At 30.2% G+C, this 19,296-nt stretch carries 15 protein-coding genes, 1 pseudogene and 2 other annotated features; of the genes and pseudogenes, 14 read left to right on the plus strand and 2 right to left on the minus strand.

The features are described from left to right. Positions 1-146 precede the first annotated feature (146 nt). On the minus strand, positions 147-848 hold the full coding sequence (locus DR024_RS11330; RefSeq protein WP_027097615.1) for a DUF6873 family GME fold protein: 702 nt from the start codon (positions 846-848) through the stop codon (positions 147-149). Between the two features lie 142 nt (positions 849-990). Here DR024_RS11330 and ytxC point away from each other — a divergent pair, with 142 nt between their 5' ends. From ytxC to pheT, 9 genes are all read left to right on the plus strand, one after another. Continuing rightward, positions 991-1,881, plus strand: coding sequence for a putative sporulation protein YtxC (gene ytxC / locus DR024_RS11335; RefSeq protein ID WP_027097616.1), 891 nt, complete (start codon positions 991-993; stop codon positions 1,879-1,881). Between the two features lie 40 nt (positions 1,882-1,921). Beyond that, positions 1,922-2,050: a sequence feature (ribosomal protein L20 leader region), on the plus strand. Positions 2,051-2,075: 25 nt separating this feature from the next. Then, positions 2,076-2,597, plus strand: coding sequence for a translation initiation factor IF-3 (infC, locus tag DR024_RS11340; protein ID WP_027097617.1), 522 nt, complete (start codon positions 2,076-2,078; stop codon positions 2,595-2,597). Positions 2,598-2,618: 21 nt separating this feature from the next. Beyond that, positions 2,619-2,816 carry a 50S ribosomal protein L35 gene (rpmI, locus tag DR024_RS11345; RefSeq protein WP_027097618.1) on the plus strand — a complete coding sequence of 66 codons (198 nt, stop codon included), beginning with the start codon at positions 2,619-2,621 and terminating at the stop codon, positions 2,814-2,816. A 24-nt stretch (positions 2,817-2,840) separates the two neighbouring features. After that, positions 2,841-3,200, plus strand: a complete 360-nt coding sequence (gene rplT / locus DR024_RS11350; protein WP_027097619.1) for a 50S ribosomal protein L20 — start codon at positions 2,841-2,843, stop codon at positions 3,198-3,200. Between the two features lie 220 nt (positions 3,201-3,420). Continuing rightward, positions 3,421-4,776 (plus strand): TrkH family potassium uptake protein, encoded by a 1,356-nt coding sequence (locus DR024_RS11355; RefSeq protein ID WP_027097620.1) that lies wholly within the window; start codon positions 3,421-3,423, stop codon positions 4,774-4,776. Between the two features lie 11 nt (positions 4,777-4,787). Then, a complete protein-coding gene (locus DR024_RS11360; RefSeq protein WP_027097621.1) occupies positions 4,788-5,456 on the plus strand; it encodes a potassium channel family protein in 669 nt (222 codons plus the stop codon). Between the two features lie 14 nt (positions 5,457-5,470). Then, positions 5,471-6,262 carry a TrmH family RNA methyltransferase gene (locus DR024_RS11365; protein ID WP_111918812.1) on the plus strand — a complete coding sequence of 264 codons (792 nt, stop codon included), beginning with the start codon at positions 5,471-5,473 and terminating at the stop codon, positions 6,260-6,262. A 36-nt stretch (positions 6,263-6,298) separates the two neighbouring features. After that, positions 6,299-6,518: a binding site (T-box leader), on the plus strand. 83 nt (positions 6,519-6,601) lie between these two features. Then, positions 6,602-7,621 carry a phenylalanine--tRNA ligase subunit alpha gene (gene pheS / locus DR024_RS11370; protein WP_111918814.1) on the plus strand — a complete coding sequence of 340 codons (1,020 nt, stop codon included), beginning with the start codon at positions 6,602-6,604 and terminating at the stop codon, positions 7,619-7,621. Between the two features lie 14 nt (positions 7,622-7,635). Beyond that, on the plus strand, positions 7,636-10,011 hold the full coding sequence (gene pheT / locus DR024_RS11375) for a phenylalanine--tRNA ligase subunit beta (RefSeq protein WP_111918816.1): 2,376 nt from the start codon (positions 7,636-7,638) through the stop codon (positions 10,009-10,011). Positions 10,012-10,142: 131 nt separating this feature from the next. Here pheT and DR024_RS11380 read toward each other — a convergent pair whose 3' ends face one another. After that, a complete protein-coding gene (locus tag DR024_RS11380) occupies positions 10,143-11,336 on the minus strand; it encodes a CapA family protein (RefSeq protein WP_051195911.1) in 1,194 nt (397 codons plus the stop codon). 255 nt (positions 11,337-11,591) lie between these two features. Here DR024_RS11380 and DR024_RS11385 point away from each other — a divergent pair, with 255 nt between their 5' ends. The 5 genes and pseudogenes from DR024_RS11385 to DR024_RS11405 form a co-directional block, all read left to right on the plus strand. Next, the gene (locus DR024_RS11385; RefSeq protein ID WP_027097625.1) at positions 11,592-12,815 is read left to right on the plus strand and encodes a cell division protein ZapA; all 1,224 of its coding nucleotides are present in this window, start codon (positions 11,592-11,594) and stop codon (positions 12,813-12,815) included. Positions 12,816-12,954: 139 nt separating this feature from the next. Next, the gene (locus DR024_RS11390) at positions 12,955-15,300 is read left to right on the plus strand and encodes a U32 family peptidase (RefSeq protein WP_111918818.1); all 2,346 of its coding nucleotides are present in this window, start codon (positions 12,955-12,957) and stop codon (positions 15,298-15,300) included. 3 nt (positions 15,301-15,303) lie between these two features. Then, complete coding sequence (locus tag DR024_RS11395) at positions 15,304-17,661, plus strand: endonuclease MutS2 (protein WP_027097627.1); 2,358 nt, start codon at positions 15,304-15,306, stop codon at positions 17,659-17,661. A 97-nt stretch (positions 17,662-17,758) separates the two neighbouring features. Then, entirely contained in the window at positions 17,759-18,709 is a 951-nt protein-coding gene (locus tag DR024_RS11400) for a carbohydrate kinase family protein (RefSeq protein ID WP_027097628.1), read from the plus strand. 124 nt (positions 18,710-18,833) lie between these two features. After that, positions 18,834-19,271 (plus strand): annotated as a pseudogene (locus DR024_RS11405) (2-thiouracil desulfurase family protein); the annotation flags it as partial. Positions 19,272-19,296 lie beyond the last annotated feature (25 nt).

A 19,296-nucleotide genomic window follows, 5' to 3' on the forward strand; every position in this document is an offset into this window, starting at 1 on the left:
ACCTTTGATTTATAGCAAATTAAAATTTTATATTTTCTTATATAAATAGGATTAAGCTTTAAAACTTAATCCTATTTTTAATTATTTAAAGGTAAATAATTTTCATAGAAACATTTTTATAACTCCTACGTAATATATATGGAAAGCTAGATGTATAAGAGACTTCCGCGGTCTATGAGCTTTCCTTTTTTTAATGCTATTGGCTCTATATCATGCTTATAAAGAAATTTATAAACTTCTTTACCATAAGCATAACAATTTAATTCGCCAAATAAGGCTAATCTATTTTCAGATATCATTCCGCCAACTCCTCCTATGAATCCATAATTCAAAGAGGGTAATAGTATGTCCCCAGGGGGAATAAGAAGTACGTCTAAGTCTTCTTGAATTAGTTTTTTATAAATTCCTTTATCACTTGTAATGTATGCATTTTTTCCTGTTGGTAATACGGAACATTTGGTATATCCTTGTTTAACATTAATTGTCTTTTTGCTATCCTGAAATTTAAGGAGGTTTGGATCTGTATAATTTAAGTTGTGTACAAAAAGATTGTCAGTAATTAGTGCGTTTATAATTATATTTTCTGGGTAATTAGTTCCTAATGAATTCTCAGAGAGTATATAATTAATTCCTTTAGAGGATAATAAGTTTAAAAAATCCTTAGAAATATCCTTTTGTACAATAACTTTCTTATTTCTTTTATCAAGGATGTTAAGTTGGATATCAACATGGCCATTTATAGCTTCATAAACCTTTGGACATTTTGGTATTAAAATAGGTTCTATATTTAAATTTATTATATTATTTAATTCTTCATTACTAATTTTGTAGTCTAAAAAACAATACATGATAAAAACTCCTAATTATTTATATAAGAATACATTACTATATCGTGTAAACAAAAATCAATATGTACAAAGGGGTAAAAATAAATTCCGTATATTGAAGAGATTTTAATACATACTATTACTATGGAAGGGAGTGAAACCCATGCTTGTACTACAGTTAGCTTATTCGGGTGAACTAGATTTTGTTGAAGAACTTCAAGAGCTAAAGGAACTATTGAAAAAGAAGCACATAATAATAGGTGTGGTTGAAAGTTTAGAAGGGAAGACACATGTAATAAAAGTTATGTGTGATGATTCGAATTATAGTGATAGAACAGGTAATATAATTAATTTATATATTAGTAATATCCTTTATAAAATTGTTATTACAAAGTATAAAGAAAAAGAACTTTTTGAGTATTTGACAGACACATACTTTTTCTTGAAGCGAGATGAAATGTTAGAAGTAGAAGAAGAAATAATGAAGGTTCTATATTGTGAGGAAGGCGTTCATGACTCTAATTTTATATTCTATTCTAATAAAACAAACGCAATTATAGATAAAATAAAAGAATGTATTGAAGAAAATAATGAGATTAATATTAATGGATTCATTACTTTTAGGATGCGAGAGTTAAGAAAAGATATTGAAGATGTTGTAGATAAAGTAGTTGAAAGATATATGGTTGAAAAAGAATATAAAGAATTTATACGACTGTTAAAATACTTTGTTGAAATTCAAGAGTGTAGAGTTGAGGAAATTAACTTGACAGCCTTACCATCAGGAGGATATATAGTGACAGATGGATATGGAGAAGATATATTTCCTACATTTTTAAATGAATTATCAGACTGTAAAATAGGAATTGATGCCAATGTTGAAGATATAGTTATAAGTGGCTTGATAACTAATGCTCCTCAAAAGATAGTAATACACAAAAGAGAGGAATGTAAAAATAAAGAGTTTATAGAAACTATAATAAATGTCTTTGGTGAAAGAGTAGTATTTTGTGATGGATGTAAATTATGTTCAAAAACTAATATAAAAATGTAAAAAGATGTTGACAATGTATATAAGCAATGATAAAATAACATTTGTTAAGAAGAAACAGCCGTTTCTCACCATGCAACAATTGAGTTAGCTTGGTTATTTATCTAGATTATTTATGTGAAGTAATTACGATAATAGAAAACGGCGTTCAACGCCGTTTTTTTTATATTATAAAGTTTGCTTTAATTTTTTCGGAGGTGAAAACTATTAATAAAAATTATATAGTGAATGAGGATATTAGAGACAAGGAAATCAGAGCTATTGGTGCTGATGGTTCTCAATTAGGTATCTTACAAACAAAAGAAGTCCTTAAGATGGCTGAAGAAGCGGAGTTAGATTTAGTGATGATATCACCAAATGCTAAGCCTCCAGTTTGTAAAATAATGGACTTAGGAAAGTTCATTTATGAGCAATCAAAAAAGGAAAAAGAAGCTAAGAAGAAGCAAAAAGTTGTTAGTATTAAAGAGGTAAGAGTTAGTCTTACAATAGAAGAGCACGATATCGAAATTAAAGCTAAAAATGCTAGAAAGTTCTTATTAGACGGAGACAAAGTTAAAATCACTGTTAGATTCAGAGGAAGAGAAATGGAACTTAGTCACTTAGGTGCAAAGATTCTTGAAAACTTCGCTAACAAATTGGCTGATGTAGGTAATATAGAAAAGCCAATTAAAAAAGAAGGAAGAAATATGACAGTGGTTATTGGCCCTAAAAAGGCATAAACTGAGAGGAGGAAATTTATCATGCCAAAAATGAAAACTCATAGAGGTGCAGCAAAAAGATTCAAGAAGACAGGTACAGGAAAGCTAAAGAGAGCTAAGGCTTTCAAGAGCCATATCTTAACTAAGAAGAGCTCAAAAAGAAAGAGAAATCTTAGAAAGACAGGATATGTTTCAACTACTCAAGAAAAAGCAATGAAGAAATTATTACCATATCTATAAGAATTGGTACAGGAGGTTTAAAGAATGGCAAGAGTAAAAAGAGCGGTTAATTCTCGTAAGAATCATAAAAAAGTTTTAAAGCTTGCAAAAGGATACTACGGTGGAAAGAGCAAGTTATTTAAGACTGCTAACGAATCAGTTATTAGAGCATTAAGAAATGCTTATGTTGGAAGAAGATTAAAGAAGAGAGATTTCAGAAGATTATGGATAGCTAGAATAAATGCTGCTACAAGAATGAATGGTCTTTCTTATTCAAAGTTCATGAATGGAATCAAGTTAGCTGGAGTTGACATAAACAGAAAGATGTTATCTGAAATAGCTATCAACGATCCAAAAGCATTTGCAGATTTAGTTGAATTAGCTAAGAAGCAATTAAACGCTTAATATAAGAATGCGGCCTAAGGTCGCATTTTCTTTTAATATTAATAAAGTAGGAAAATGCTTTACTATCTAAAGAAAAAAGTTACTTAGGGTATATTATATCTTGTTCAGTTTGATAATACTATTAGGCAAGATATTATATACTCTTACTTTTATATAAATATAGAAACAAAAAATGGTATATAAAGAGATATAATAAAGCATGAACTTTTGGAGTGATTTTATGCAAAAATTAAAGAGGATTAATAAATATAAATTAAATGGTGTACAGACGCTAGCCCTTGGTTTCATTGCTGTAATTATTATTGGAGGCTTGATACTTAGTTTACCTATATCTTCTGCAAGTGGAGAGAGTACTAACTTATTAGATGCTTTATTTACTTCTACTTCTGCTGTATGCGTTACTGGTTTAGTAACATTAGATACAGGGACTCATTGGAATGCATTTGGGCAAACAGTAATAATACTATTAATAGAAATTGGTGGCTTAGGGTTCATGTCATTTACTACTTTTGTAGCAATATTATTAGGTAAAAAAATAACCCTTAGAGATAGATTAATGGTACAAGAAGCTTTAAATACATTTAGTATACAAGGTCTTGTAAGAATGGTTAAATATGTACTTGGGTTTACTTTTGCAGTTCAATTCTTTGGAGCAATGCTGTTATCAACACAGTTTATACCTGAGTTTGGATTGAAAAAGGGATTCTTTTATAGTATTTTTCATTCAATATCTGCTTTTTGTAATGCTGGTTTTGATTTATTTGGTAATTTTTCAAGTCTTACTGGATTTTCAAGTAATATAGCAGTAATTTTAACAATAAGTGCACTTATTATTATTGGAGGGTTAGGCTTTACAGTATGGCTTGAAATATATAGCTATAAGTATAAAGGAATAAGAAAGTTATCTGTACATGCTAAAATAGTTTTATTGATTACAGGTGTTTTATTAATAGGTGGATTTGTAGCTATGTTTTTTATAGAGTATAGCAATCCAGAAACTATTGGTGGCATGGGATTAAAAGATAAGTTGTTAAATTCCTTCTTTGCATCTGTTAGTCCAAGAACAGCAGGGTTTAATAGTATATCTACAGATGGAATGACAACAGCTGGTAAGTTTTTGACAATAATATTAATGTTTATTGGAGGATCACCAGGATCAACAGCTGGAGGTCTTAAAACAGCAACTTTTGGTTTGATAATACTTACAGTTATAAGTGTAATTAAAGGTAGAGAAGATACAGAAGCCTTTGGAAAAAGATTTGCCAAGGAATTAGTATATAAGGCTTTTGCATTATTGATAATAGCAGTGGGATTAATAATAGTAGTTACAATGTTATTATCAGTAACTGAAAAAGGAATAGAATTTATAGATTTACTATATGAAGCAACTTCGGCCTTTGCTACAGTAGGGTTAACTACAGGTGTAACCCAAAAATTAAGTACAGTAGGTAGAATTATTATAATGATAATGATGTACTTTGGTAGAGTTGGTCCACTAACTGTTGCTCTTGCACTTACTAATAGAAAGAAAAAAGTTGATTATAAATACCCAGAAGGAAAGATATTAATAGGTTAGGGGATGATTTTATGGCTAATAAACAATTTGTTGTAATAGGACTTGGAAGATTTGGTGCATCAGTAGCTAAAACATTATATTCTTTAGGAAATGATGTTTTGGTTATAGATAAAGATGAGGATTTAATTCAAGATATATCAGATAGTGTTACTCATGCAGTACAAATGGATGCAACTGATGAAAATGCATTAAGAACATTAGGTCTTAGAAATTTTGATGTTGCAGTAGTTACAATAGGTGCTAATATCCAATCAAGCGTAATGGTAACACTATTAGTAAAAGAATTAGGTGTAAAATATATAATTGCTAAAGGAAATAGTGATTTGCATGCAAAAGTATTATATAAAATTGGTGCTGATAGGGTAATTCTACCAGAAAAAGATATGGGAGTTAGAGTTGCTCATAATTTGGTTTCATCAAGTATACTTGATTATATAGAATTATCACCTGATTACAGTATAATGGAAATTGAAGCTTTAGATGAATGGCAAGATAAAACATTAAGAGAGCTTAAGCTTAGAAGTAAGTACGGAATAAATGTAATGGCTATTAAGAAAGGTGATGAAATTAATCTTACTCCTTCAGCAGATGATACTGTTGAATCTAAAGATATTATTGTTGCTATAGGGTCAGCTCAAGATTTAGCAAATCTTGAAGGTGTAATAGTTAAATTTAAATAATTGAGGTGTAAACTTTGGTTCATATAGAAAGTAAAGATAACAATTTATTTAAAGAAACCAAAAAGCTTAAAGAGAGAAAAGGAAGAAATAAGAGCTCTAAGTATTTAATAGAGGGATTTAGGTTAATAGAAGAAGCTTGTAAAGCAAATCTGCCTATAGAATATATTTTTATAAGCCATAGGCTAGAAGAAAACAAGTTTGAAGAGTATTTAGGGAAATATATAACAAATAGTATGAAACTTTATACATTGAAAGATAGCTTGTTAAGAGAGTTATGCTCAACTGAAGAACCTCAAGGGGTTGTTGCAGTTGTTAGGATGAATGAAGTTGACTTAAACAAAGAAGGTAGTTTTTATATTCTATGTGATAAGGTTCAAGATCCTGGTAATTTAGGTACTATCATTAGAACTGCTCATGCAGCAGGTGTGGATGGTGTAATTCTAACTAAGGGAACTGTTGATATATATAATGAAAAGACTATACGTTCTACAATGGGATCTATGTTTTATATTCCAATAATCTTAGAGGATAGTGATTTTACTATTACTAAATCCTTAATAAATAAGGGGTTTTCTCTTTTAGCTACATCCTTAGAAGGGAATAAGGATTTCTTTAAAGAAGATTTAAGCGGGAAGATTATTATCTCCGTAGGCAATGAAGGTAATGGTGTAAGTGAAGAAGTATATAGCCTTTCTGATAAGAAAGTTAAAATACCAATGCCTGGAGGAGCAGAGTCATTAAATGTAGCAATAGCTACCTCGATAGTGATTTATGAAAAAGTTAGGCAGAATCAGTTGAATTTTTAGAAAAACATTTGTATAATAGGAAAGTAATAGAATATTAAATAAACTATGATTGAGAGAGTAAATATAAGGAACTTTTTCAGGGAGAAGAGGACATAGACTGAAAGCCTCTTTATAGAGAATTATATTGAAGTTCGCTCAGGAGTTCTAACTATGAAATAATAGTAGTAGTTAGCGGGGAACCGTTAAATTAACTAGAGTTGGGTATCTATTTTTATAGAACCAATTAGGGTGGTAACGCGGATATTCCGTCCCTTTTTTAGGGACGGTTTTTTTATTTTATAGAGAATTTTCTATGAAGTATTCAATGGCCCTAGAGGTAAAGAAGAAAGGAGAATAAAAATGCAAGAAAAGTTAATGCAAATTCAAGAAGTTGCTTTAAAAGAAATTGAAGAAGCAAGTAACAGTACAGATCTTAGTGATATAAGAGTTAAGTATTTAGGTAAAAAAGGTGAACTTACAACTATTTTAAAAAGTATGGGTGGTTTATCAAAAGAAGAAAGACCTATAGTTGGTAAGATGGTTAATGATGTTAAGAAGGTTGTTGAAGAAAAACTAGATGCAGCTATTAACGCTATAAAAGAAAAGGAAAAGAATGAAAAACTTCAAAATGAAATTATAGATATTACTCTTCCAGGAAAGAAGAATGTATTAGGAAAGAGACACCCACTAGAATTAACTCTTGAAAGAATTAAGGATATATTTATATCTATGGGATTCTCAATTGAAGATGGTCCAGAAGTAGAATTAGACCACTATAACTTCGAAGCTTTAAATATTCCTAAAAACCATCCAGCTAGAAGTGAACAAGATACATTCTACATTAATGATAATATAGTTTTAAGAACTCAAACTTCACCAGTTCAAATAAGAACTATGGAGAATCAAGAACCACCAATAAAGATGATATCTCCAGGTAAGGTTTATAGATCAGATGCAGTAGACCCTACACACTCACCAATATTCTATCAAATGGAAGGGTTAGTTGTAGCTAAGGGAGTAACATTTGCAGATCTTAAGGGAACTTTAGAACTATTTGCAAAGAAGATGTTTGGAGATAAGGTTCAAACTAAGTTTAGACCTCACCATTTCCCATTTACAGAACCATCAGCTGAAATGGATGCTTCATGTTATGTATGTGGAGGAAAAGGATGTAATGTATGTAAGGGATCAGGTTGGATAGAATTACTTGGTTGTGGAATGGTTCATCCAAATGTATTAAGAAACTGTGGTATAGACCCAGAAGTGTATAGCGGATTTGCTTTTGGCTTTGGTATAGATAGAATGGTAATGCTTAGCTATGGCTTAGATGATATCAGATTATTATATGAAAGTGATATGAGATTCTTAAATCAATTCTAGAGGAGGATAAGGGAATGAAAGTACCATATAATTGGCTAAATGATTATGTTGATATAAATGTAGATGCAAAAGAATTAGGTGATATTCTGACTTTAACAGGTTCTCAACTTGAAGAAGTAGAAATACAAGGTGACAATATAAAGAATGTAGTTGTATGTCATATTTTAAAGATAGAAAAACACCCTGATGCTGATAGATTAAATGTTTGTCAAGTAAATATAGGAACAGAAGAAATTCAAATAGTTACAGCTGCTACAAACATGAAGGAAGGGGATAAGGTTCCAGTAGCTCTTCATAAATCTATTTTAGCAGATGGAACTGAAATTAAGAAAGGTAAGATGAGAGGGGTCGTATCTAACGGTATGTTCTGCTCAGAAGAAGAGCTTGGAATTGCTGGAGATGAACCAGTTCATGGATTAATGATTTTACCTGAAGATGCTCCTGTAGGAATGGATATTAAAGAGTATCTTAAGCTTAATAAAGCAATATTAGATTTTGATATAACTTCTAATAGACCAGATTGTTTAAGCATGGTTGGTATGGCTAGGGAAACAGCAGCAGCTTTAGGAACTACTTACAAAATGCCAAACATGAGCTTTGAAACAAAATCTTCAAAGAATATAAATGATGAGTTAGAAGTGGAAATAAAGAGTAGCCTTTGCAACAGATATATGGCAAGAGGAGTAAAAAATGTAAAGATAGCTCCTTCTCCAGGTTGGATGCAAGAAAGACTTCTTGAAGCAGGTATTAGACCTATAAACAATATAGTAGATATTACAAACTTTGTTATGCTTGAAATTGGAGAACCAATGCATGCCTTTGATGCTAGACAAATAACATCAAAGAAGATTGTTGTAGATACTGCTAAGGATGGAGAAAAGTTCACTACTTTAGATGAGCAAGAGAGAGAATTAAATTCAACTGTTCTTTGCATTAAGGATGGAGACAGAACAATAGGTCTTGCAGGTATAATGGGAGGATTAAACTCTGAAATAGAAGAAGGTACTACAGAAGTAGTATTTGAATGTGCTAATTTCGATGGAACTAATATAAGAGTTAACTCAAAAGCACTAGGAATAAGAACTGAAAGCTCAGCAAGATTTGAAAAGGATATAGATCCAAACCTAGCTGAATTAGCTATTAATAGAGCATGTGCACTTGTATGTGAATTAGGTGCTGGAGATGTAATGGAAGGAACTATAGACCTATATCCAAATAAGAAAGAAGAAGGTCATTTAACTGTTTCTGCTAGTTGGATTAATAAGTTCTTAGGTACAGAAATACCTGTAGAGGATATGAAGAAATACTTAGATTCTTTAGATATGCCTACAACAATAAATGGTGATGATTTAGAAATTACATCTCCTACATTTAGAGTTGATATAGCTATAAAAGAAGATATAGCTGAAGAGGTAGCAAGAATCTACGGATATGATAAAATACCTACTACTGTATTTGATGAAACACCAACAAGGGAAAACAAACACAAAAATGAAGTATTAAGAGGTATTGTAGTTGATGCTTTAATAGCTTCAGGAATAAATCAATCTATATCTTATTCATTTGTATCACCAAAGGTATTTGATAAAATTAGATTGCCAGAAGATTCACCATTAAGAGATGTAGTTAAAATTAAGAATCCTTTAGGAGAAGATTACTCTGTAATGAGAACTTCAACTATACCATCAATGATGGATTCTTTAGGAAGAAATTATTCTAGAAGCAATGAATATGCGAGATTATTTGAAATAGGAAAAGTATATCTTAAGAATGAAGATGACAACAAGTTACCAACAGAAAAGAATGTTTTAACAATTGGTATGTATGGAAACTGTGATTTCTTAGACCTTAAGGGTGTTGTAGAAAATGTACTTGATAGATTAGGAATAACTAAGGCAAGATTTGTACGTGAAAGTGAAAATCCAAGCTTCCATCCAGGTAAAACTGCTGGAATTCAATTAAGAGGTAAGTCTGCAGGTGTGTTTGGAGAAATACATCCAGATGTACAAGAAGCTTATGGACTAGATGTTGCAGCCTACATTGCTGAATTAGATTTAGATTTACTATATGAAGCTTCTGAAACAGTTAAGAAGTATACACCTATTCCTAAGTTCCCAGCAGCAACAAGAGATATAGCTATATTAGTAGACGATTCTGTTCTTGTTGGTGACATTGAAGAGGCTATAAGAAAAGCAGGAGGTCCTTTAGTAGAAAAGATAACTCTATTTGATATATATAAGGGAGCTCAAATTGAAGAAGGAAAGAAGAGCATAGCTTATGCAATAGTTTATAGAGATACTAAGAAATCATTAACTGATAATGATGTAAATAAGGTTCATGATAGGATATTAAAAGCATTAGAGCATAAATTAGGAGCTCAATTAAGATAATTTAAAAGGTTAGATGGATATTTATTCTGCATGTTCCGTAGCTACGTTCCAAGTGACATAAATAATATCCACCCAACTCATAGATATTTAAAAAGCAGTATATTTGTTTAGAGCAAATATACTGCTTTAATTTAACTATTTATAATTTCGTTAGTAGACTTATTTGAATCTTTAACTCTGTTAAAGACATCTTCACTAAGGCCTTCTATATCATTTGATTTTAGAATTTTATTTGTAGGTAATATATTATAGACTGTCTTTCCAGAAGCATTAACATATTTATATACCCAAGTTGGTTCTGTCTCATAAGAAGTTAACTTTAATTTGTTATTAGAATCTTTAGTAATAAACAGTTTAACCATTAACCCATCTTCTGATTTTATATTTCCCATTGTTTCAAATCTTTGATTAGATATAAAATTTCCTAGAGAATAGCAAACCAATGTTTCATTTCCGTTGGTATCATTTTTTAGCGTTCTTATAGGTTGAACCACATGAGGATGACTTCCAAAGATAACATTTACCCCAATAGAATTTAGCATACCTGCCAATTTTTCTTGTTGAGCACTTGGTTGTAGCTGATATTCATTTCCCCAGTGTATATAGAAAATGGTAAATTCAGCTCCATCTTTAATCATATTATCATAAGTAGACTTCATATTATTTATGTCATTCTCTATATTAGAATCACTAAATAAGTTTATTTTAGGCTCCATTTCCTTAGATAAGGGAAGTCCATTTATATATCTATAACCATTTTTATCTATTGTTGAATAAGTATAATTAGTTATTCCAATCTTAACACCTTTTATATCTTTTACTATATAGTTCTTATCCTTAACTGTATTCTTTATTCCAAGAAGGTCTAAACCAGCTTCTTTTATTAATTTAGCAGTACTCTCAATACCCTTATCTCCCATATCATTAATATGATTATGAGTAGAACAGACCATGTCAAAACCTGCATTTTTTATAGAGTTTAATATTTCTTTAGGGCTATTAAACTTTGGATAGCCACTAAAATTATGTCCTTTACCTAAATAAGTGGTTTCAGAGTTACATATGGCTAAGTCAGAAGTGGATACGTAATTTTTTACATAAGTGAAAAAGTTATCATAATTATAAGTATTTGTTTTTGAATCGTATCCTGAATAAACTTGTTCCATATGCATAAGAACATCTCCTGCACCAAGTACAGAGATGGTTGTATCTTCCTTTTCAGCTATGGTAGGGGTAGTTGGTTCATTGCAGCTATTACAAGATATAATTGTAAATGATAAAATTAAAGTTAATAATATTGAAAGAATTACTTTTTTATTTTTCATATAAGCACCTCACTAGAAAAATAATATCATAAAGTAAAATTTTTGTAAATTTATTACAAAAACCATGAGGCATAAAATATATTACATTTGAGTGAAAATTTGTTTTCTGTAATTTGAAGTTTTGCAATGAAAGAAGCAAAATAAATATTTTCTTTACTTTTTGTAAATAAGTAAGGTACTTTTTGTAAAACATAATTGTTTTATGTAATAATTTCACCTATAATTAAATATATAAGGTTTCGAGAGGTGTTTAGTATGATAAAGGTTACCGTTAAAATAAATGGAATTGAATATAGTCTAAAGGGTAGGGAAGATGAAAACTATCTAAAGGAAGTAGCTGAATATGTAAACAGTAAAATGAATGAGATAAAAACTAAAAATCCATTATTAAGTACTGTTGATTCAGGTGTGCTTGCAGCTTTAAATATTGCAGATGAATTATATAAAGCTGATATTGAGATAGAAGAGTTTAAAAAGAAGAAGGAATCTCTAGAAGAAAGAAATTCAGGACTTAGAGAAGGCATAAAGGAACTAAGAGAAGAAAATGATAAATTAAAGGCAGACAAAGAAAAAGCAGTAAAAGATCTAGAAGGTAAGATTAAGGTACTACAAGATGAAATAAAAGTGCTTATGGAGGAAAAGAATGTTTTGGCTATAGAAAATAATGATATAAAGAAAGATAATAACATTCTAACAAACCTTAATAACAAGCTTAATGAAGAAATTGTACAAGTTAATAATTTAAGTGAAATACTTAATAAAGAAATAGTTGATATAAAAGATAAGAATGCAACCTTAAAGAGTAATATAGATAAATATGTAGAGGGTGAAAAGGGTTATAAAGCACAAATAGAAAACTTGAACAAGGAAATTAAAAATTTAAATGATAAGGTTGAGGGAAATAAAAAGAAGGAAGATGTTTTAAAAGAAGAAATTAGCAATCTTAAAAAACAAAATTCTAAGTTAGATGAAGATGTTAATAGAGCTTTAAATTCTAAATCTTTATTAGAAGAGGAGTTAGACTTAACTAAAGCTAAGAACCAAGAAGTAAAGGAACAACTAAACTCATTAAATTATAACTTAAGTGATTTAGAATATAAGTATGAAGATAATAAGAAAGAATTAGTGAAGGAAAAAGAATTGAATAGGTCTTTAGTAGAAGAATTAAATTCAATTCATAAGAATATGAAATCTCTAGAAGATGATAATTTACAAAATAACGAAAATGTTGAATTATTAAATAAGGAAATCATTGAATTAAAAGATGAACTTGAAGTGAAAAATAATGAATTAATTGAAGCTAGAGATAAGGCTGAAAAACTATCATATGAAAAGCAAAAAATAATGGAAAATGGTAAAGATTCTAGACAAGAGTTAAAGACTAGCAAATATAAAGTTTTAGATCTGGAAAAGAAATTAATGGATGCTCAAATAGAAATAGCAAAATTAAAAAAGGAAAGAAATCCTTTAATGAAATAAGTTGTTAAGAGACAAGTGAGTAACATCATTGTCTCTTTAATTTTGTATAAAATTATAAATTAGCATAAAAAGATGTTTTATGATATAACTTTATATAGCATACTAAAGATATAGTTAAATTAATTAGGAGAGAATTAAGATGGAAAAGATAGAATTATTAGCACCTGTTGGTAGCATGGAAAGTCTTTATGCTGCTGTAAATAATGGTGCAGATGCAATATATTTAGGTGGACCTAAGTTTTCAGCTAGAGCTAAGGCCATAGAATTTGATAATGAAAAAATGAAAGTAGCAGCTGACTATTGTCATAGCTATGGAGTAAAAATATATGTAACTATGAATACAATTCTAAAGGAAAAAGAGTTAAAGGATGCTATTAAATATGCTGGCTACCTTTATGAGATAGGAATTGATGCCTTAATTATTCAGGATTTAGGATTTTTAAAATTAATAAAAGAAAAATATCCTGATTTTGAGGTTCATGCTTCAACTCAAATGACAATTCATAATGGAGAAGGAGCAGTTTATTTCACTGAAAAAGGCTTTAAAAGAGTTGTTTTATCTAGGGAGTTAAGCTTAGAAGAAATTGAATATATATCTAAGGACTTGGGTATAGAGACAGAAATATTTGTGCATGGAGCATTATGTGTTTCATATTCAGGACAATGTTTGATGAGTTCTATGATTGGTGGAAGAAGTGGTAATAGAGGAAAGTGCGCTCAACCATGTAGGCAAGAGTATAAGTTGATTTCTGCCTCAGGTGGAGAGAAGAAGGGGCATCTTTTAAGCACTAAAGATACATGTACTATTGATGATATGAAAGATATTATAGAGAGTGGTGCATTGTCTTTAAAGGTTGAAGGAAGAATGAAAAGACCAGAATATGTAGCTGGAGTTATAGAGACATATAGGAAGGCAATAGATAAAGAGTTAGAAAACAGGGAATTTAATGTTGAAGAAGGAAAGAAAACTTTACTTCAATTATTTAATAGAGGTGGATTTGCCAATGCTTATCTAAAAAAGGACTCTGGTAAAGATATGATGAGCTTTGTAATTCCTAAGAATACTGGTTTAGAACTTGGAAAATCAGATGATAAAGGAGAGATTATTCTACAAGAAGATATAACCATAGGTGATGGTGTAGGATATGGAAGTAAAGGCTTTACTGTAAGTAAGATACTTCTAAATGGAAAAGAGGTATTAGAAGCTGATAAGGGAGACAAGGTAAAGTTATTCCCAAAAGGATATAAAAAGGGAGATTTATTATATAAAACTTCTAGCAAAACATTATTTGATGAACTCTCAGAGAAAATAAAACCTTATTATAGAAAGATATCACTAATTGGTGAAGTTAGATTTAAGGTTGGAGAAGAGATGGTTCTTAAGGCATCTTATAAAGGCATTGACTATGTAGTTAAGGGTGATTTAGTAGAAAAAGCTGAGAAGAGGCCTTTAGATAAAGAAAGAGTTATTGAAGCGTTAACTAAGTCAGGTGGATATCCATATAAATTAGATGAGGTTATTTTTGAAGACTTCCAGGATGGATTTATTAGAGTAGCTTCATTAAATAACCTAAGAAGAGAATTGTTTGAAAAAATAATGAAAAGTGAAACTTCAAAATATAGAAGAAGAAGATATTTAATTAATGAAGTACATGAATTTAAAGCTCCTAAAAAGCCTTTGGATTTAGAATTATTAGTAACATGTACAACTAAAGAACAACTTAACACTCTTATTGAATTTGGAGTTAAGAATATTGGTGTTGATATATATAGTAGAGAAAAAGATTCAATAACAATAAGTGATATAAAAGCTATAAGTGGTATTAATTTCTTTATACTAACACCAGAAATTATTAAGAGTGAATTTAAAGGTGTTGTAAATGTTATTGAAAAGGCAAAGGGGAATGTAAAAGGGCTAATAACTGCTAATGCAGGTATAATCAATATCTATAAAGATAAAATGAATATAATAGGTGATTATAAGTTAAATGTATTTAATAGTTATGCCATAGATTTTTATAGAGAAGATATAGGAAATATTTCATTAAGTCTTGAATTAAATAAAAGAGAAATTAAAGAAGTAATGAAGAATATGCCATCAGGAGTTGCATACCAATTGTATGGAAAAACAGAGCTTATGGTTAGTGAATATTGCCCTATAGGAAGTACATATGGAGGTAAGAATAAAGATAAGAAGTGTAACTTAGCATGTACAAGAGATAGGTTTACTTTAGTTGATGAAGTTAATGAAAAATTTAGAGTTATGACGGATGTATTCTGTAGAAGTCATATTTTGAATAGTGTTGCTTTAAATCTTATAGGAGAAAAGGATGAGTTAAAAGCCATGGGGATAGAGTCCTTTAGAATAGATTTTAAAGATGAATCTAGGGAAGATGTTATAAAAGTGTTTAAAATGTTAAATGGAGAATTAGATATAGAAAGCAAGTATTATACAAAGGGATGTTATAGAAGAGGTGTAGATTAAACAATGAATGAAAGATCGATTAGAGTATTAGAGTTTTATAAAATAAAAGAAAAGCTAAGGAAATATGCTGTAACAAGTGGGGGCAAGGAGCTTGTAGATAAATTAGCTCCTTACTCTTCAGCTTATGAAGTTAGGGAAGCTCTAGAAGAAAGTAGGGAAGCCTTAGAGCTATTAATAAAAAAGGGGAATCCTCCTTTTGAGGGACTTCATGATGTTAGAGAAGGAATTGAAAGAGCTAAAAAAGGTGGATGTTTAAATCCAGCACAATTACTTTATATAGGTACTATGCTTAGATGTACTAGTAGAATTCAAGAATATTTAACTAGAAAAGAGGAAGAGGAAAGTTTTCTGAAGTTAGAGGATTTAGCTTATATACTTACTCCTATAAAAAATCTAGAAAATGAAATAGAGAATGCAATTGTTTCTGAAGAGGAGATTAGTGATAGAGCTAGTTCTACTCTTCACAATATTAGAAGAAGTTTAAAAGAAAAGAATTCTTCTGTTAGGGAGAAGATAAATTCTATTGTTAGAAGTAATGCGAAATATTTACAAGATGCCATTTACACAATGAGAGGAGATAGATATGTTTTACCTGTAAAAGCTGAATATAAAGGAGCTGTTCCAGGTTTAGTACATGATCAAAGTTCCACAGGTGCTACATTGTTTATTGAACCTATGAGCCTTGTAAATTTAAATAATGAGATAAAAGAGCTTAAGCTAAAAGAACAAGCTGAAATTGAAAGAATTCTATGGGCGTTATCCAAAAAGGTTAAAGATAATTCAGATGTATGTAGTAGTAATATGAAAATTCTTTTACAAATAGATTTTATATTTGCTAAAGGTAAATATGCATCTTCGATTGATGGAATGATGCCAAAGGTAAATGAGGATGGTTCATTTAATCTTGTAGGTGCAAAGCATCCTTTAATTGATAGGGATAAGGTGGTTCCTTCAGATATATATTTAGGAAAAAACTTCTCAGTACTTATGGTTACTGGTCCTAATACTGGAGGAAAAACTGTTACTATTAAAACAGTAGGTTTATTACATTTAATGGGGATGAGTGGACTGTTAATTCCAACTAGGGATGATTCTTCAATAAGTTTCTATAGAGAAGTATTTGCAGATATAGGTGATGAACAAAGTATAGAGCAAAGCTTATCAACATTCTCATCTCATTTAACTAATATTGTTGGAATAATGAGAGAAGCTGATAGAGATTCCTTAGTTTTATTTGATGAATTAGGAGCAGGAACAGACCCTACAGAAGGAGCAGCTCTTGCTACAGCTATAATAGAAACCCTAAAAGAAAGAGGTACTAAGATAATTGGTACCACTCACTATAGTGAATTAAAGGGATATGCACTAAAGACTCCTGGAGTAGAAAATGCATCAGTTGAGTTTGATGTTGAAACACTAAGACCTACGTATAGATTACTTATAGGGGTGCCAGGTAAATCAAATGCTTTTGAAATTAGTAAAAGATTAGGTTTAGATGATTTTGTAATAGAAAAAGCTAAGGGATTTGTATCTGAAGAGAATATGCAATTTGAAGATTTAATTAGGGATCTTCAAGAAAAGAGCATTATTGCTAATAGAGATGCAAGAGAAGCAGAAAGAATAAAAATTGAGACTGAAAAAATAAAGAGAACGTATGAAGAAAAGTTAAAGAGATTAGAGACTACTAGAGACAAAGCTTATAATGAAGCAAGAAGAGAAGCTAAAGAAATAATATCAGCTGCAAAGGATGAGGCAGATGAAATTCTTAAGGCCATGAGAGAGCTTGAGAAGTTTGGTATATCAGGTGGAGGAAGAAAACGCCTTGAAGAGGAAAGAAAAAAATTAAAGGATTCCTTAGAAGATAGGGAAAAAGCTCTAATAAAAGAAAGAGAAAATGCTGGAGAAGCCATAGAAAAGGTTACATTAGGAATGGAGGCTTTCTTACCTTCTTTAAATCAGAAAGTAATTATAATATCAATGCCTGATAATAAAGGAGAAGTTCAAGTTGAAGCTGGTATAATGAAAATAAATGTAAAACTAAAAGATTTGAGAAAAGCTGAAAAGACTAAGGAAGAAAAGGTTAGAAAGAAGAGAGAAGTAAAATTAAATTTAAGATCAGTAGAAAGTAGATTGGATCTAAGAGGGCTTGATGCTGAAGAAGCTTGCTATAGAACTGATAAATATTTAGATGAAGCTTATATGGCAAACTTAGGAGAGGTTACTATAGTCCATGGAAAAGGAACTGGTATTTTAAGAAAAGCAATAAACGATATGTTAAAAAGACATCCTCATGTAAAAAGCTATAGATTAGGTGCATATGGTGAAGGTGGAGATGGAGTAACAATGGTAGAATTAAAATAATGAACAAAATTCGACAAAGTATCTTTATTTTTTGATTTAATTCTAATATAATAAGTTTATTGTTATGTACAAAAGAGTAGGGAGCTGGAAAAGTAATATGAAAAGTGATAATGCATACGTGTTAGTGTTAGGGGCATCTATAGTAGATATTTTAGGATTTAGTCAAAATACTTATAAGCAAAAAGATTCAATACCAGGAAAGATAAAGATATCTTTAGGTGGTGTTTGTAGAAATATTGCTGAAAACATGGCAAGGGTTGGAGTAAATACAAAATTTATTTCAATACTTGGTGATGATGAGCAAGGAAGAAATATTTTAGAACACTCTAAAATAATGGGCTATAATATGGAGCATTCTTTACTTCTTGAAAATAGAAGAACACCAACATACATGGCGGTATTAGATGAAAACGGAGAAATGGTATCTGCTATTGTAGATATGCACTGTTTGGATGAAATGGATGAAGATTTTATAGATTCTAAGAAGGAAATTATATGCAATGCAGAGTATACATTTTTAGATGCAGATAATCCTAAACTAATGGAGCACATATTAACTACTTATAGTGAAAAAACTAAATTTGTTTTAGACCCTGTTTCTGCTGTAAAAGCTGAAAAAATAAAACATTTAATAAAGTATTTCCATACGATAAAGCCTAATAGATATGAAACAGAAATTCTTTGTGGTTTTAAAATAAACAATGATGAAGATTTAATAAGGGCTGGGGAACATTTCTTATCATTAGGAATTAAAAATGTATTCATAAGTTTAGACGAAGATGGTATATTCTATACCAATGGAACGGAGCAAGGAAGAGTTAAGGCTAGTGCTGTAAAAGTTAAAAATACTACTGGAGCAGGAGATTCATTTGTTGCTGGTGTAGGATATGGATATATGAATAACCTTTCTTTAAAGGATACAGCTAAATATGCTATTGCTATGTCAGTTATAACTATAACTCATGAAGATACTATTAATCCAAAGATGAATAAGGATTATGTTGAATACTATATGGATAAAATTCAATGGGATGAAAAAGAAATATAAATTAATAATATCCTTATAAGAAAAAAGAGAATCTTAGTGAAAACTAAGGTTCTTATTTTTTGCAAAGAAATTTTATAATATGGTATAATCTAGAAGCAGATTATATATAAGGAGCAGTTGTGTTATGTATTTAATAAGCGCATGTTTATGTGGAGTAAATTGTAAATATAATGGTAAAAACAATTTGAATAATAGATGTTTGGAGTTATTAAGGGAGGAAAAAGCTATATTAGTTTGTCCTGAACAGTTAGGAGGGCTTTCTACCCCAAGAGAGCCTGCAGAATTAATAGGAAATACTAGGGAAGTTTTGGAAGGAATAGATGGGAAGATTATAAGCATATCTGGGAAAGATGTAACAGAAGAATTTTTAAAGGGTGCAAAAGAAACATTAAAAATTGCTAAAGCTATAGGTGCAAAAAAGGCCATATTAAAAGAAGGAAGTCCATCATGTGGATGTAATTTTATATATGATGGGAGTTTTTCAGGTAATAAAATAAGAGGAAAAGGTCTTACTGCATATATGTTAGAAAGGGAAGGAATAAAAGTTATTTCAGAAAAGGAAGAATTTTAACTATAAGAGGAAATGA

It is taken from the genome of Clostridium paraputrificum, assembly GCF_900447045.1.
In the GTDB taxonomy this organism is placed as follows: domain Bacteria; phylum Bacillota; class Clostridia; order Clostridiales; family Clostridiaceae; genus Clostridium; species Clostridium paraputrificum.